Origin of the sequence: Staphylococcus sp. EG-SA-18 (assembly GCF_017151825.1) — a bacterium.
GTDB lineage: Bacteria > Bacillota > Bacilli > Staphylococcales > Staphylococcaceae > Staphylococcus > Staphylococcus aureus.
The window spans coordinates 82,007-97,874 of sequence record NZ_JACYVY010000055.1 but is presented as its reverse complement, the minus strand read 5'-3'; the positions used below and the strand labels follow the sequence as shown (position 1 = coordinate 97,874).

Annotated in this window: 13 protein-coding genes and 1 pseudogene; 10 read left to right on the top strand and 4 right to left on the bottom strand. The window is 33.5% G+C overall.

The annotated features are described in order from the left end of the window. The first annotated feature begins 137 nt into the window (after nucleotides 1–137). The 7 genes from IDG66_RS11700 to nreC are packed head-to-tail and all read left to right on the top strand — an operon-like array spanning nucleotide 138 to nucleotide 8,820. On the top strand, nucleotides 138–3,827 hold the full coding sequence (locus tag IDG66_RS11700; protein ID WP_001837375.1) for a nitrate reductase subunit alpha: 3,690 nt from the start codon (nucleotides 138–140) through the stop codon (nucleotides 3,825–3,827). After that, nucleotides 3,817–5,376, top strand: coding sequence for a nitrate reductase subunit beta (gene narH, locus IDG66_RS11695; protein WP_000692645.1), 1,560 nt, complete (start codon nucleotides 3,817–3,819; stop codon nucleotides 5,374–5,376). The genes IDG66_RS11700 and narH overlap by 11 nt, the downstream gene beginning before the upstream one ends. Then, complete coding sequence (narJ, locus tag IDG66_RS11690; protein WP_000606771.1) at nucleotides 5,369–5,944, top strand: nitrate reductase molybdenum cofactor assembly chaperone; 576 nt, start codon at nucleotides 5,369–5,371, stop codon at nucleotides 5,942–5,944. The genes narH and narJ overlap by 8 nt, the downstream gene beginning before the upstream one ends. Further along, nucleotides 5,937–6,614, top strand: a complete 678-nt coding sequence (gene narI, locus IDG66_RS11685; RefSeq protein WP_000934155.1) for a respiratory nitrate reductase subunit gamma — start codon at nucleotides 5,937–5,939, stop codon at nucleotides 6,612–6,614. The genes narJ and narI overlap by 8 nt, the downstream gene beginning before the upstream one ends. A gap of 19 nt (nucleotides 6,615–6,633) precedes the next feature. Beyond that, complete coding sequence (nreA, locus tag IDG66_RS11680; protein ID WP_000186933.1) at nucleotides 6,634–7,086, top strand: nitrate respiration regulation accessory nitrate sensor NreA; 453 nt, start codon at nucleotides 6,634–6,636, stop codon at nucleotides 7,084–7,086. A gap of 23 nt (nucleotides 7,087–7,109) precedes the next feature. Beyond that, entirely contained in the window at nucleotides 7,110–8,144 is a 1,035-nt protein-coding gene (gene nreB, locus IDG66_RS11675; protein ID WP_000606546.1) for a nitrate respiration regulation sensor histidine kinase NreB, read from the top strand. Between the two features lie 22 nt (nucleotides 8,145–8,166). Then, nucleotides 8,167–8,820, top strand: a complete 654-nt coding sequence (gene nreC / locus IDG66_RS11670) for a nitrate respiration regulation response regulator NreC (protein WP_000706315.1) — start codon at nucleotides 8,167–8,169, stop codon at nucleotides 8,818–8,820. Nucleotides 8,821–9,077: 257 nt separating this feature from the next. Here nreC and IDG66_RS11665 read toward each other — a convergent pair whose 3' ends face one another. Together IDG66_RS11665 and IDG66_RS11660 are read right to left on the bottom strand one after the other, a co-directional pair. Next, complete coding sequence (locus IDG66_RS11665) at nucleotides 9,078–9,818, bottom strand: MerR family transcriptional regulator (protein WP_000332069.1); 741 nt, start codon at nucleotides 9,816–9,818, stop codon at nucleotides 9,078–9,080. Beyond that, a pseudogene (locus IDG66_RS11660) lies at nucleotides 9,797–10,712 on the bottom strand (DUF2268 domain-containing putative Zn-dependent protease). The gene IDG66_RS11665 and the pseudogene IDG66_RS11660 overlap by 22 nt, the downstream one beginning before the upstream one ends. Nucleotides 10,713–11,080: 368 nt before the next feature. Here IDG66_RS11660 and IDG66_RS11655 point away from each other — a divergent pair. Beyond that, nucleotides 11,081–12,250 (top strand): nitrate/nitrite transporter, encoded by a 1,170-nt coding sequence (locus IDG66_RS11655; protein ID WP_000278558.1) that lies wholly within the window; start codon nucleotides 11,081–11,083, stop codon nucleotides 12,248–12,250. Between the two features lie 106 nt (nucleotides 12,251–12,356). Here the strand turns inward: IDG66_RS11655 and IDG66_RS11650 are convergent, their stop codons facing one another. Together IDG66_RS11650 and IDG66_RS11645 are read right to left on the bottom strand one after the other, a co-directional pair. Then, nucleotides 12,357–12,785, bottom strand: coding sequence for an Hsp20/alpha crystallin family protein (locus IDG66_RS11650; protein WP_078065667.1), 429 nt, complete (start codon nucleotides 12,783–12,785; stop codon nucleotides 12,357–12,359). 215 nt (nucleotides 12,786–13,000) lie between these two features. Next, nucleotides 13,001–13,447 carry a MarR family winged helix-turn-helix transcriptional regulator gene (locus IDG66_RS11645; protein WP_000289213.1) on the bottom strand — a complete coding sequence of 149 codons (447 nt, stop codon included), beginning with the start codon at nucleotides 13,445–13,447 and terminating at the stop codon, nucleotides 13,001–13,003. 397 nt (nucleotides 13,448–13,844) lie between these two features. Between IDG66_RS11645 and IDG66_RS11640 the strand changes: the two genes are divergently transcribed. Continuing rightward, nucleotides 13,845–14,210: a DUF3139 domain-containing protein gene (locus IDG66_RS11640; RefSeq protein ID WP_000727537.1), complete on the top strand. Its 366-nt coding sequence runs from the start codon at nucleotides 13,845–13,847 to the stop codon at nucleotides 14,208–14,210. A gap of 181 nt (nucleotides 14,211–14,391) precedes the next feature. Further along, nucleotides 14,392–15,669 carry a cation:dicarboxylate symporter family transporter gene (locus tag IDG66_RS11635; protein WP_001173165.1) on the top strand — a complete coding sequence of 426 codons (1,278 nt, stop codon included), beginning with the start codon at nucleotides 14,392–14,394 and terminating at the stop codon, nucleotides 15,667–15,669. Nucleotides 15,670–15,868 lie beyond the last annotated feature (199 nt).

Sequence of the window (15,868 nt, the reverse complement as noted above, 5' to 3'; positions counted from 1 at the left end):
GTAATTAGGTGATTCCCTAATATTTTATGTTTGTGAAAAAATGTACAATCTAATTAAAGCAATAGTCTTGGGCATTTTAAAGTATTTAAAAACACGACATCTACACATCGTATTTTTATACGTAGGAGGATATAAATATGGGAAAATTTGGATTGAATTTCTTTAAGCCAACAGAAAAATTTAATGGGAATTGGTCGATCCTAGAAAGTAAAAGTAGAGAATGGGAAAAAATGTACAGAGAACGTTGGAGCCACGATAAAGAAGTAAGAACAACACATGGTGTTAACTGTACAGGCTCATGTTCTTGGAAAGTATTTGTGAAAAATGGTGTGATTACCTGGGAAAATCAACAAACTGACTATCCAAGTTGTGGTCCGGATATGCCTGAATACGAACCGAGAGGATGTCCACGAGGTGCGTCATTCTCTTGGTATGAATACAGTCCGCTTCGAATCAAATATCCATATATTCGTGGAAAACTCTGGGATTTATGGAGTGAAGCATTAGAAGAAAACAATGGTAATCGCGTTGCTGCATGGGCGTCTATTGTTGAAAATGAAGACAAAGCCAAACAATATAAGCAAGCCCGAGGTATGGGAGGGCACGTGCGTTCAAATTGGAAAGACGTTACAGAGATAATCGCAGCACAATTACTGTATACAATAAAAAAATATGGTCCAGATCGAATCGCAGGATTTACACCTATTCCAGCGATGTCAATGATTAGTTATGCAGCAGGTGCTCGATTCATCAATTTGCTTGGTGGTGAAATGCTTAGTTTTTATGACTGGTATGCAGATTTACCACCTGCCTCTCCACAAATTTGGGGAGAGCAAACAGATGTGCCTGAATCAAGCGACTGGTATAACGCATCATACATTATTATGTGGGGGTCTAATGTACCTTTAACACGTACTCCGGATGCACATTTTATGACTGAAGTCCGCTATAAAGGTACAAAAGTCATTTCAGTAGCACCAGATTACGCAGAAAATGTGAAATTTGCAGATAACTGGCTAGCACCGAATCCTGGTTCAGATGCTGCAATTGCACAAGGAATGACGCATGTTATTTTACAAGAACATTATGTTAATCAACCTAATGAACGCTTTATAAATTACGCTAAACAATATACAGATATGCCGTTTCTTATCATGCTGGATGAAGATGAAAATGGATATAAAGCGGGTCGATTTTTAAGAGCGAGTGACTTAGGTCAAACAACAGAGCAAGGCGAATGGAAGCCAGTTATTCATGATGCAATCAGCGATAGTTTAGTAGTACCTAATGGCACAATGGGTCAACGTTGGGAAGAAGGTAAGAAGTGGAACTTAAAACTAGAAACAGAAGATGGTTCTAAAATTAACCCTACATTATCAATGGCAGAAGGTGGATACGAATTAGAAACAATTCAATTCCCATACTTTGATAGTGATGGAGATGGGATATTCAATCGTCCAATTCCAACTCGACAAGTCACTTTAGCAAATGGTGACAAAGTCCGTATTGCTACAATTTTTGACTTAATGGCAAGTCAATATGGCGTGCGTCGTTTTGATCATAAATTAGAATCAAAAGGATACGACGATGCAGAATCAAAATATACACCTGCTTGGCAAGAAGCCATTTCAGGCGTAAAACAAAGTGTTGTCATTCAAGTAGCGAAAGAATTTGCGCAAAACGCTATCGATACTGAAGGGCGTTCAATGATTATCATGGGTGCGGGTATTAACCATTGGTTTAACTCAGATACGATTTATCGTTCAATCTTAAACTTAGTTATGTTATGTGGCTGTCAAGGTGTGAATGGTGGCGGTTGGGCTCACTATGTGGGACAAGAAAAATGTCGTCCGATTGAAGGATGGAGTACTGTCGCATTTGCGAAAGACTGGCAAGGACCACCACGTTTGCAAAACGGAACAAGTTGGTTCTATTTTGCAACAGACCAATGGAAATATGAAGAGTCAAATGTAGATCGTTTAAAATCTCCATTAGCTAAAACAGAGGAGTTAAAGCATCAACATCCAGCTGATTATAATGTTTTAGCAGCTAGACTTGGTTGGTTACCATCATATCCACAATTTAATAAAAATAGTTTGTTGTTTGCAGAAGAAGCTAAAGATGAAGGTATAGATTCAAATGAAGCAATTTTAAAACGAGCGATAAATGAAGTTAAGTCAAAACAAACGCAATTTGCGATAGAAGATCCGGATTTGAAAAAGAATCATCCGAAATCACTGTTTATATGGCGCTCAAATCTAATCTCAAGTTCTGCAAAAGGTCAAGAATACTTTATGAAGCATTTACTTGGCACAAAATCAGGGTTATTAGCTACACCAAATGAAAATGAAAAGCCAGAAGAAATTACGTGGCGTGAGGAAACAACAGGGAAATTAGATTTAGTCGTTTCTTTAGATTTCAGAATGACAGCAACACCTTTATATTCTGACATTGTTTTGCCAGCAGCGACTTGGTATGAGAAGCATGATTTGTCATCTACAGATATGCATCCATATGTACATCCTTTTAATCCAGCTATTGATCCATTATGGGAATCGCGTTCAGACTGGGATATTTATAAAACGTTGGCAAAAGCATTTTCAGAAATGGCAAAAGACTATTTACCTGGAACGTTTAAAGATGTTGTGACAACTCCGCTTAGTCATGATACAAAGCAAGAAATTTCAACACCATACGGCGTAGTGAAAGATTGGTCGAAGGGTGAAATTGAAGCGGTACCTGGACGTACAATGCCTAACTTTGCAATTGTAGAACGCGACTACACTAAAATTTACGACAAATATGTCACGCTTGGTCCTGTACTTGAAAAAGGGAAAGTTGGAGCACATGGTGTAAGTTTCGGTGTCAGTGAACAATATGAAGAATTAAAAAGTATGTTAGGTACGTGGAGTGATACAAATGATGATTCTGTGAGAGCGAATCGTCCACGTATTGATACAGCACGTAATGTAGCTGATGCAATACTAAGTATTTCATCTGCTACGAATGGTAAATTATCACAAAAATCATATGAAGATCTCGAAGAACAAACTGGAATGCCGTTAAAAGATATTTCTAGCGAACGCGCTGCTGAGAAAATTTCGTTTTTAAATATAACTTCACAACCACGAGAAGTAATACCGACAGCAGTATTCCCAGGTTCAAATAAACAAGGTCGACGATATTCACCATTTACAACGAATATAGAACGTCTAGTACCTTTTAGAACATTAACAGGACGTCAAAGTTATTATGTGGATCACGAAGTTTTCCAACAATTTGGAGAGAGCTTACCAGTATATAAACCGACATTGCCGCCAATGGTATTTGGGAATAGAGATAAGAAAATTAAAGGTGGTACAGATGCTTTGGTACTGCGTTATTTAACGCCTCATGGAAAATGGAATATACACTCAATGTATCAAGATAATAAGCATATGTTGACACTATTTAGAGGTGGTCCAACGGTTTGGATATCAAATGAAGATGCTGAAAAACACGATATCCAAGATAATGATTGGCTAGAAGTGTATAACCGTAATGGTGTTGTAACGGCAAGAGCAGTTATTTCGCATCGTATGCCTAAAGGTACAATGTTTATGTATCATGCACAAGATAAACATATTCAAACGCCTGGGTCAGAAATTACAGATACACGTGGTGGTTCACACAACGCGCCGACTAGAATCCATTTGAAACCAACACAACTAGTCGGAGGATACGCACAAATTAGTTATCACTTTAATTATTATGGACCAATTGGGAACCAAAGGGATTTATATGTAGCAGTTAGAAAGATGAAGGAGGTTAATTGGCTTGAAGATTAAAGCGCAAGTTGCGATGGTATTAAATTTAGATAAATGCATAGGATGCCATACGTGTAGTGTGACATGTAAAAACACTTGGACAAATCGTCCAGGTGCTGAGTACATGTGGTTCAACAACGTAGAAACGAAGCCAGGTGTAGGGTATCCGAAACGTTGGGAAGACCAAGAACACTACAAAGGTGGTTGGGTACTAAATCGTAAAGGGAAACTTGAATTAAAATCTGGAAGTAGAATTTCAAAAATTGCTTTAGGTAAAATTTTTTATAACCCAGATATGCCATTAATTAAAGATTATTATGAGCCATGGAACTATAATTATGAACATTTAACAACTGCGAAATCAGGGAAGCATTCGCCAGTTGCTAGAGCGTATTCAGAAATTACAGGGGATAACATTGAAATTGAATGGGGACCTAACTGGGAAGATGACTTAGCAGGTGGTCATGTTACAGGTCCAAAAGATCCTAACATCCAAAAAATAGAAGAAGATATTAAATTCCAATTTGACGAAACTTTTATGATGTATTTACCACGTTTATGTGAACATTGCTTGAATCCAAGTTGCGTTGCATCGTGTCCTTCAGGTGCTATGTATAAACGTGATGAAGATGGCATTGTATTAGTTGACCAAGACGCATGTCGTGGATGGCGTTACTGTATGACAGGTTGTCCATATAAGAAAGTTTACTTCAATTGGAAAACGAACAAAGCTGAAAAATGTACTTTCTGTTTCCCGAGAATCGAGGCGGGTATGCCTACGGTATGCTCTGAAACTTGTACAGGACGTATGCGTTACTTAGGTGTTTTATTATATGATGCAGATCGAGTTCATGAAGCGGCTTCAGCAGTAGACGAGAAAGATTTATACGAAAAACAATTAGATATATTCTTAAACCCATTTGACGAAGAAGTCATTGCTCAAGCTGAAAAAGATGGTATTGGTTATGATTGGATTGAAGCTGCACAAAACTCTCCAATTTATAAGTTAGCAATTGAATATAAACTTGCATTTCCGTTACATCCTGAATTTAGAACGATGCCGATGGTTTGGTATTGCCCACCACTTAGCCCAATTATGAGCTATTTTGAAGGTAAAAATACAACTCAAAATCCAGATGCGATTTTCCCAGCCATTGAAGAAATGCGTTTACCTATTGAATACTTAGCTAATATTTTCACTGCAGGAGATACAGAGCCAGTAAAAGGAGCCCTACAACGTATGGCAATGATGAGAAGTTATATGAGATCTCAAGTTACTCAACAGCCATTTGACACGTCTCGATTAGAGCGATTAGGTATAACCGAGCGCCAAACTAAAGACATGTATCGTTTATTAGGACTAGCCAAATATGAAGATCGATTTGTTATTCCAACATCACACAAAGAAACCTATTTAGATACGTATCACGCACAAGGTAGTACAGGATACAATTACGGCGGCGAGCATTTTGGAGATAACTGTGAAGGCTGTGGCGTTGCAGTAGGTTCAGGGAAAACTGGTCAAGAAATTTATAATGAGAATTTCTATGGAGGGATTTTCCGTGATTAATTTCGATAATTTTAAAAAATATCAAGAAAGTTTTGGATATATGGCACAACAGTTATGCTTTCCAGAAAAATTAACTTTTCATCCAAAAACTTTTGAAGAAACAATTTCGACAGATCATCCAGCATATGAAGATTTAGTAGCATTTAGAAATGTAATGATGACATTTTCATTATCAGAAATCAAAGCGATTTATACAGATACATTTGATTTTACGAAAAAAGCACCATTATATATGACGTATAACAAATTTGATACGCAAAAAGAACGTGGGCAAATGTTAGCTAAATTAAAGGTATTATATGAAATGTTTGGACTAGAAATGGTAGATAATGAACTTTCTGATTATCTACCGTTGATGCTTCAATTTTTGCAAGTGGCAGAATGGCGAAATGATCCAAGAGCTGAAGAGAATATTCAATTAATCATTATGATTATTGAGGATGGAACATATGTGATGGCGAATGCACTTGGTGAAGATAACAATCCATATGCCTATGTGATTCAAGCACTTAGAAAAACATTGAAATTATGTTTGACATCACCAAAAGGAGTGAAACATCATGCTTAATCAGTTTTTATGGGTTATATTTCCGTATTTATGTTTAGTTGTCTTTGTCGCAGGTCATATTGCACGTTATCGTTATGATAAATTTTCTTGGACAGCTAAATCTAGTGAACTAATAGAAAGAAAAAGATTGATGTGGGGAAGTTTATTATTTCACTTAGGTATTATTCCAGTGTTTTTTGGACACGTAGTTGGATTGTTAATACCGAAATCATGGATGGATGCAGTGGGTGTGTCTGAGCATTTATATCATATAGGCGCTGTTTATATTGGTAGCATCTTTGGTATAATAACTTTGATAGGGATGTTTTTATTAACAGCGAGACGTGTTACTACGAAAAGTATTCGAAGATTAAGTTCAGCGTCGGATATATTTGTAAATTTCTTATTATTACTTATCGTATTTATGGGATGTTACGCAACATTAGTAACCAATATACAACATCCAGATTTTAACTACAGAACTTCATTATCAATTTGGTTTAGACAATTATTTATGTTAAAACCAGATGCGTCATTGATGAGTGGTGTGCCGATTGCATTTAAAATGCATATATTGTTAGGTTTCACTATTATGGCTTGTTGGCCATTTACACGTTTGGTGCATGTTTGGAGTGTACCTTTGACATATATAAATCGCAGATATATTATTTACCGTAAGAATAAAGTGTAAGCATAAGAGGTGAAAGGATTTGACACCAGAAGCAATAATTGAAGATCGTAGATTTCAAGAGACATTAGATAAAATACGCAAAGAAGAGGGTTATGATTTTGCGGCAATCGCTTTCTATGAATCTAACAAACCATCATCTCCAATAAAATGGCACTATGTTTCAGGTAATAAAAATAATCGATTTAAATTGATTATTTTAAGAAAAGGTCGTGGATTAGCTGGAACTGTTATGAAAACAGGAAAGCGTATGGTAATAGCCAATGTTGGTTTAGCTTTAGGGCCTGAAGAAAAGATTGACTATCCAATTTTATTGAGCGAATCATTAACAGCAGTTTTAGCAGTGCCGCTTTGGTATAAGAATCAAGTGTATGGCGTACTATTATTTGGTCAAAGAGATGGTCGTCCTTTACCAAAAATATTTGATAATGATGATATTCAACGTAAGTTTGGTATTTTCAATGATGATAAATAATGAGATGAATTAGGGTGTAAGTCATGATTAATGAGGACAGTATACAGTTAGATACTTTATTGAAAAAATATTATGAGCATTCAATCGAAAAGATAGTTTTTGCTGATGATAACGGCAAAATTATTGCAATGAATGATGCTGCTAAAGATATATTATCTGAAGAAGATAATTACAGTGCTGTGGCGAATGCGATTTGTCACAGATGTGAAGGGTATACAAATGCCTATGATGTACAATCATGTAAAGACTGTTTCTTAGAATCGATGCAAGTACAAGCTACGAATTTCCAAGTATTTATGAAGACGAAAGATCAAAAAGTGATGCCATTTACAGCAACATATCAGTTGATTGATCAAGACAGGGGAATTCATGCATTTACGCTTCAAAATGTTTCATCACAAATTGAACAGCAAGAGAAATTACATCAACAACGTATGATGCGTAAAACAATCTCAGCCCAAGAAAATGAAAGAAAGCGAATTTCTAGAGAGTTACATGATAGTGTGATTCAAGAAATGCTCAATGTAGATGTTCAATTGAGATTATTAAAATATCAAGAAGATACAACTAAGCTTTTGGAAGACGCAGAAAATATTGAATATATTGTCGCTAAATTAATTGATGATATACGTAATATGTCGGTTGAATTAAGACCCGCTTCTTTGGATGATCTAGGCCTTGAAGCAGCTTTTAAATCATATTTTAAACAGTTTGAAGAAAATTATGGAATAAAAATCATATATACATCAAATATTAAAAATACCCGCTTTGATAGTGATATTGAAACGGTTGTTTATCGAGTAGTACAAGAAGCTATTCTAAATGCGTTGAAATACGCTGATGTAAATGAAATAAATGTAGGTATCCGTCAAACTGGGCGCCATTTGGTAGCAGAAGTGATAGATGCGGGAAATGGTTTTGATCCAAGTTCTAAGCCTAAAGGTTCTGGACTCGGTTTATATGGAATGAATGAGCGAGCTGAGTTAGTCAGCGGTAGCGTCAATATTGAAACGAAAATTGGTGAGGGTACCAATGTTACATTGAACATTCCAATTTGAAACATACATTGGGGGAATAAAATTGAAAATAGTCATTGCCGATGATCACGCTGTTGTCCGTACGGGGTTCTCTATGATTTTAAATTATCAAAATGATATGGAAGTTGTTGCAACGGCTGCAGATGGCGTCGAAGCTTACCAAAAAGTAATGGAATATAAACCTGATGTGTTACTAATGGATTTAAGTATGCCACCAGGTGAGTCAGGTCTTATCGCTACGAGTAAAATTGCTGACAGTTTTCCAGAAACTAAAATTTTAATATTAACCATGTTTGATGATGAGGAGTATTTGTTCCATGTGTTGCGTAATGGTGCGAAAGGTTACATATTGAAAAATGCACCTGATGAACAATTATTGTTAGCTATTCGAACTGTATATAAAGGTGAAACATATGTAGATATGAAACTTACAACATCTTTAGTGAATGAATTTGTATCTAATTCAAATCAGGACACTGCAAACACAACAGATCCTTTTAAAATCTTATCAAAACGAGAACTAGAAATATTGCCACTTATTGCCAAAGGTTACGGGAATAAAGAAATTGCAGAGAAATTATTTGTATCTGTGAAAACAGTAGAAGCACATAAGACGCATATTATGACAAAGCTTGGCTTAAAGAGTAAACCTGAGCTAGTTGAATATGCATTGAAAAAGAAATTATTAGAGTTTTAGAGTTTGAAATTAATATAATTCAGTATAAAAGCGCGAGAGGAAATGATTATCTTCTGGCGCTTTTGTATGTTTCGAAATATATTTTTTTATAAATCGAATGGAACCTAATCCTTTCTCCTTTCGGTAACCTTTACTAATTCGCTTTGCAAAGGTATAACTTTTAATATAGTTATTGATTTAGAGAATAAATGATTAGTTTTCTACTTTGAACAATTATTTTAGTTGGTGTATTCAGTGTTGTAGCATCTGTATGAGGATTAAAAATTGTCGCTCTTATTCACATTGCTCAAAAAATAATTAACAGCTTCTGAAATGTATGATGCTAAATTTTGATTATCATATGAATTAAAGTAATCTTTGAAACGCGTATCATCTTCATATGTTTTAGCAATACAGCATAATGTTTCATCATCAAAATCAGCGATAGTGTTCATAAATGCCTTCCACTCAAATACGAGATCACTACAATCTTGGATTGGATAATGACTCAAAGACATATGATTAAATTTATTGAAGATAGTTGTCAATTTATGTCTGATATCCTGCGATTGTAAGCTGTCTTTACGTCTAATAAATGATTGATATGCTTTCGTATGACCATATTTTATAGATGCTTCTTTATCATATTGTGACTGTAGTGTCTTATTTAAAATGCTGGTATCTATTAGAGAGTGTCCGTTAATAAATTCACATACAGAGCGTCTAATTAATTGTAAGTCTGAAATCTTTTTATCTAACTTGCTTACTTGCTCTGATAATAACTTTCGCAATTGTTCATTATCATATGAAATGTATTGTTTTATTTTAGCGATATCAAAATCAAAAGACTTGAGTATTAAAATCTTTTGTAATTTTTCTAAGTCTTGCTGTTTATAAACGCGATAATTTTTATCATTTTTATCTGGAACTAATAATCCTATTTCATCGTAATAATGTAAAGTTCTTTTAGTTACACCTGTAATTTCAATAATATCTTTTAAAGTGTATGTGTATGCCAAAATTCAGTCACCTCATTTATTATTTTTTGTGCTGGAAGTGTTGTGGCAACTTCAATAGGTATGTTTGTTTTTTGTAAAAAGTATTTTACCAAGTGATAGCCACATGCATACCCGGCAGCATGAGATAAGCCAACGATAGGCCTACCTTGAAGTTTATTAATATCATCACCATAGAGATAAGGCATCGATTCAAATATATGCTTTAAATGTAAATGATTATAAATAGTATTTTTAATTTTTACGTTATCACGACTCCAATTAGTATTTGTTACCCACGGTCCAATATGCGCTTTACCATACAATGATTCTACATAGTTTTCAGCTAATCCTTCTGCAATAATCAATTCAATCAAACTTCCGCCATCCCAATCAATAATATTGATAGCGCATATTATGATTTACTTCATGTGCAATTAAGCTTTTCATAGAATTAATTGTACTTGTACTCGGCACTAAATAAATCATAATATAACCTGGTATGCCACCATCACCACCGCGATTTTTATTTAGATACATAAGTGGTTTTTGGCTATCTCCAAGTAATACTGTGAAATGATAGTTAGAAACTTGAAATGAGATACTATAATTTGAAAATTGATCTATAGCAACTTTTAAATATTTTTCGCAATTACTCCAGAAATCATTATTCAGGTATTGTATTGACATTTGGTCAGTTTCAACCAGTTCTTTGGGAGACTTTTGAAATGCATCTAAAAATTGAATCGCACTCATTGTTTGTTTGTCATCATTATAAATAGGCATATGTTGTACCTCAAATTTCTTTTTAAAAGGTACTAATATTTCTTTAGTGAAAATTGAATCACGGTCGTTTATTGGTGCCTTGAGTATATTCTTATAGACGGAATCTGATCTAATAATATTGATTTTATACATGATAAACCTCCTTATGTTGTCAGCATAAAGGATAACGTAACGTGATTTTCAAGCAGTAATTGTAACTAATTGAAAAAAATAAGAAAAGTATGTGAGTGTTCCTAAATAATATGATTAAAATGATGGCGAATAAGTGTCTAAAAGCATCTTAAAGGGACATTGTATAGGGTAAATCACTTCATAAATAAGGGAAAATCCTTATGTTCACTTTTTCACAATCATAATAAAATATATATGTAGTCAATACTTTGTCTATATTGAATGATTTCATATAAATGAAAGCATTTTTAAATAACATTGACCTCTAATATATAGGCAGAGTATTGATATCTATTAAAAAATAAATGATTTTGGTGAAGGTGAAACGTATGTACAAAACAAAAGGTGGCTTTCAACTTACATTACAGACATTAAGTTTAGTGGTTGGGTTTATGGCTTGGAGTATAATTGCGCCATTAATGCCCTTTATTAAACAAGATGTCAATGTTACTGAAGGTCAAATATCAATCATTTTAGCGATACCAGTTATTTTGGGATCGGTGCTCCGTGTGCCATTTGGTTATCTAACAAACATTGTTGGCGCTAAATGGGTATTCTTTACTAGTTTTATCGTATTGTTATTCCCGATATTTTTCTTAAGCCAAGCACAAACACCGGGTATGTTAATGGCGTCAGGATTTTTCCTTGGTGTAGGTGGTGCAATTTTCTCAGTTGGTGTTACATCAGTTCCTAAATATTTCCCTAAAGAAAAAGTAGGTCTAGCAAATGGTATTTATGGTATGGGAAATATCGGTACAGCAGTTTCTTCATTTTTAGCACCGCCAATTGCGGGTATTATTGGTTGGCAAACAACTGTTAGAAGTTACTTAATTATTATCGCTTTATTTGCATTAATTATGTTTATATTTGGTGATACACAAGAACGTAAAATTAAAGTGCCATTAATGGCACAAATGAAAACATTATCTAAAAACTACAAATTATATTACTTAAGTTATTGGTATTTCATTACTTTTGGTGCTTTTGTAGCATTTGGTATTTTCTTACCTAACTACTTAGTAAATCATTTTGGAATTGACAAAGTAGATGCTGGTATTCGATCAGGTGTATTCATTGCGCTGGCAACATTCTTAAGACCAATAGGTGGCATTTTAGGTGATAAATTTAATGCAGTTAAAGTATTGATGATTGATTTTGTTGTTATGATTATCGGTGCCATTATTTTAGGTATTTCAGACCATATCGCATTATTCACTGTAGGCTGTTTAACAATAAGTATTTGTGCAGGTATTGGTAACGGCTTAATCTTCAAATTAGTACCATCCTACTTCTTAAATGAAGCGGGATCCGCAAATGGTATCGTATCAATGATGGGTGGTTTAGGAGGATTCTTCCCACCACTAGTAATCACGTACGTAGCTAATTTAACAGGATCAAGTCATTTAGCATTTATTTTCTTAGCGGTATTTGGATGTATTGCATTATTTACCATGCGTCATTTATACCAAAAAGAATATGGCTCATTGAAAAACGGTTGATATGTAATACATGACATTCATTTAGTTAAATACAAAGCCTTAATATCATGCGCAATATTCGTAGCATGACATTAAGGCTTTAGTAGTGTATTCATTTTAAATTTAACTATGAAATTGGAATAGATGTTGATGAAGTAGTTTCATTGCTTGGTTTGATTTTAGGCAAGGTAATGGTTAATAACCCATTTTCAAAACTAGCAGTAATATGTTGCTTATCAACAGCTTCAAAATCAAATTGACGCATTAATGATTCTAAGTTACGCTCATCTAAAATGAGTTGTTCAGATTTGTATTTTGCGCTTCTAGTAGCTTGAATAGTGAGCGTATTATTATTGAAATCGATACTAATATCTTCTTTATTTACACCTGCTAGTTCAGCTTCTAAGTAATATAATTCGTCTGTTTCATATATATTCGTTACAAATGAAGGTGTTGAAAAGTAATTAAATACTTGTTTACCTAAATCTTTAAATGTATCACTTGGATTACCGTTAAAAAAGTTTTGATTCTCGAATTGATTGAAGTTCAATATCATCACTTCCATTATAGAAATTTGTATTACAAAGCCATTATATGAGTAGTATTAAAAAAGTTAAAGTAAAAGGGGAGATAAAAAAGTAATAAATGGGTAGATTTGTGCCTGATAAGGAATCAGGGCAAAAGAACTGAGCATCGAGATTTATACAAGCAATAAAGATAATGAATAAACATAGCGATGCATACTTCTGCCCATCACCTTATGATAGGGAGTTATTTTTTGTCGGAATAGTCAAAATTTTTAGAAACAAAATTCCGCAAATTATTAATTATATCTGATGCTTCTCGTTCTGAAATGTTGAATTCATTAAAGACCTTAACAGAAATTTCAGCAAGAGGGCTTTTTATTGCTTTACCTTGTTCTGTTAGAGAAATTTGTAGGTTTCTTTCATCTTTCTCTTCACGTGTTCGAACAACGTAATCTTTCTTTTCTAATTTCTTTAGTAATGGTGTCAGTGTTCCAGAATCTAAGAATACACGTTCACCTAATTTTTTGATGTTAAGTTTTTCATCATTTTCAATCGCCATTAAAACAATGTAACCAGTATAGGTTAAATCATATTCCTTAAGATAGTTTGTGTATTTTTTAATTATTTCTTTTGAAGAAACATAAAATAAAAAACACAACTGTTTGCTAAGATAGCTGTTTTCTACATACATCCAATCACTCCTTGTTAAAATAAACAATATTATGAAGTGTAATAGTTGTCAAGTACTGATTTCATCGCAATTATTGAATTGTCTATAATTGAATTTAAATGTTAAATAATGCAAAATATATCGATATCTTAGTATTTTCATCGGTAATTACTGATATGACTGATTTTTTAAATTGAAAAAAATGTAATTGTATCATCCTTAATTGTTAAAAGTAGTCAATTATTTTGATAGATAGTAAAATAAAATTTGTTATTAAATTTTTTAAAAGCATCGTGTATGTAATTCGATTTCTATAATAATATTGAGAATAAAAAAATTTGTTACAATCTGGTAAAAACTCTTTATTAAATAAATTGATTCGTTCATACTGAATAGATAAGCAAAAAGGAGTTACATAATGAAGAAGAAAAAAAACGCGATTAAAGTTATCATTATATTATTTATTTCATTAATTGTTGCAGTAGCATTTTTCTTTGGTCTGAAAACATATCAAGGCCATAAGAATATTCAACTAATTGACAGTTACTTGGAAGAGAAAAATCTAAAAGATAAAATTAAATCAGAAAAAACAGAGTATAGTGCTAAAAAAGGTCTCTTCTATAAGGAAGTTACATTTAAAGATGAACCTGGTGTAACTTATGTTGTGCAACCAATCAGTACTAATAAAGGATTATTTGTTGAAGGCTTTGATACAGAGACTAAGAAAAGTTTGAAAACTGCAAAGCATAAATATTTTAATCAAAATTATAAACCATCAAAATAGTGTAACGTATAACTGGTGAAACAGTTTAGTGCCTTCAATTTTAATTATTTGAGGTAAACAGTTTTTGTATGGAAATTAGTGATTTTTGACATCTATAAAAGATAAATATTTTAATTTTTTATAGATAATTATCAATTTTCTGATATAATTGAGTGATGTCAGATGAAGGGGAGTTTGTACTATGGCTCTATTCAAGAGAAAAATTAGCCTACCTATGCAAGTTGTTATTGCATTAGTGTTAGGTGTTGTCGTAGGACTTTTATTATATGGACAAGAAAACGTAGCAAATTACATTAAACCATTTGGTGACGTATTTTTAAATTTAATTAAAATGATCGTTATACCAGTTGTATTTTGCTCACTAGCGCTTTCTATTTCGAACGTTGGGGAATCGAAAACTGTAGGGCGTTATGGCTGGAAAACAATTTTATACTTTGAAATTATTACAACAATCGCAATAGGTTTAGGGATTATCTTCGGTAACCTATTTAAACCAGGTGCTGGATTAGACCCAACAAAATTACCTAAAGGTGATATTTCTAAATATCAATCAACTGCACATGCAGCAGAACAATCTACATATGGAAATCATTTTATTGATACCATTGTACATATTATTCCGACAAACTTTTTTGAAGCTTTAAATAAGGGTGAATTATTACCTATTATCTTCTTCGCAGTATTCTTTGGATTAGGATTAGCTGCTGTAGGTAAAAAAGCAGAACCAGTTAAAGAATTTTTAAGCGGATCGCTTGAAGCTGTGTTCTGGATGATTAATAAAATTTTAAAATTAGCACCACTTGGAGTGTTTGCATTCATTTGTACTACAATTATTACATTTGGTGCATCCGCATTATTACCACTATTAAAATTAGTATTAGTTGTTGTCTTTGCAATGGTGTTCTTTGTATTCGCTATACTAGGACTAGTTGCATGGATGTGTGGTATTAATATCATGAATATTATTAGAATCTTGAAAAGTGAATTGCTTTTAGCATTTTCTACATCAAGTTCGGAAGCTGTACTTCCTGTAATGATGAAGAAAATGGAAAACTTCGGTTCTCCAAAAGAAATTACTTCTTTTGTTATACCAATTGGTTATACGTTTAACTTAGACGGATCAGCACTTTATCAATCTATTGCAGCATTATTCGTTGCACAGATGTATGGAATGCACTTAACATTATCAGAGCAAATTGTGTTGATGTTAACATTAATGATTACGTCTAAAGGTATGGCGGCAGTACCAGGAACTTCAATCGTTGTTTTATTAACAACATTAGGTGCCATGGGCTTACCGGCACAAGGTTTAGCATTAATTATTGGTGTTGACCGTATCTTAGATATGGTACGTACATGTGTAAACGTTATTGGTAACGCATTATCAACAATCGTTATAGCTAAATGGGAAAACGTATATGACAAAGCAAAAGGTCAAGAATATTTAAAATCAATTTAAAAAATACTATCTGACATTTAAAGCCCCTTACAACCTTTGGTTGTTAGGGGCTTTTATGCATGCGCAAAAGCGCAGGCGAACCGAAAATAGACTGACACAGTAATTCTTAAAAAGCAGCAGTAAGATGATTCCAAATTGGAAATCAACTTACCGCTGCTTTTACTCGTATATACCTTGATGGCAACTAAAATTTGTAATT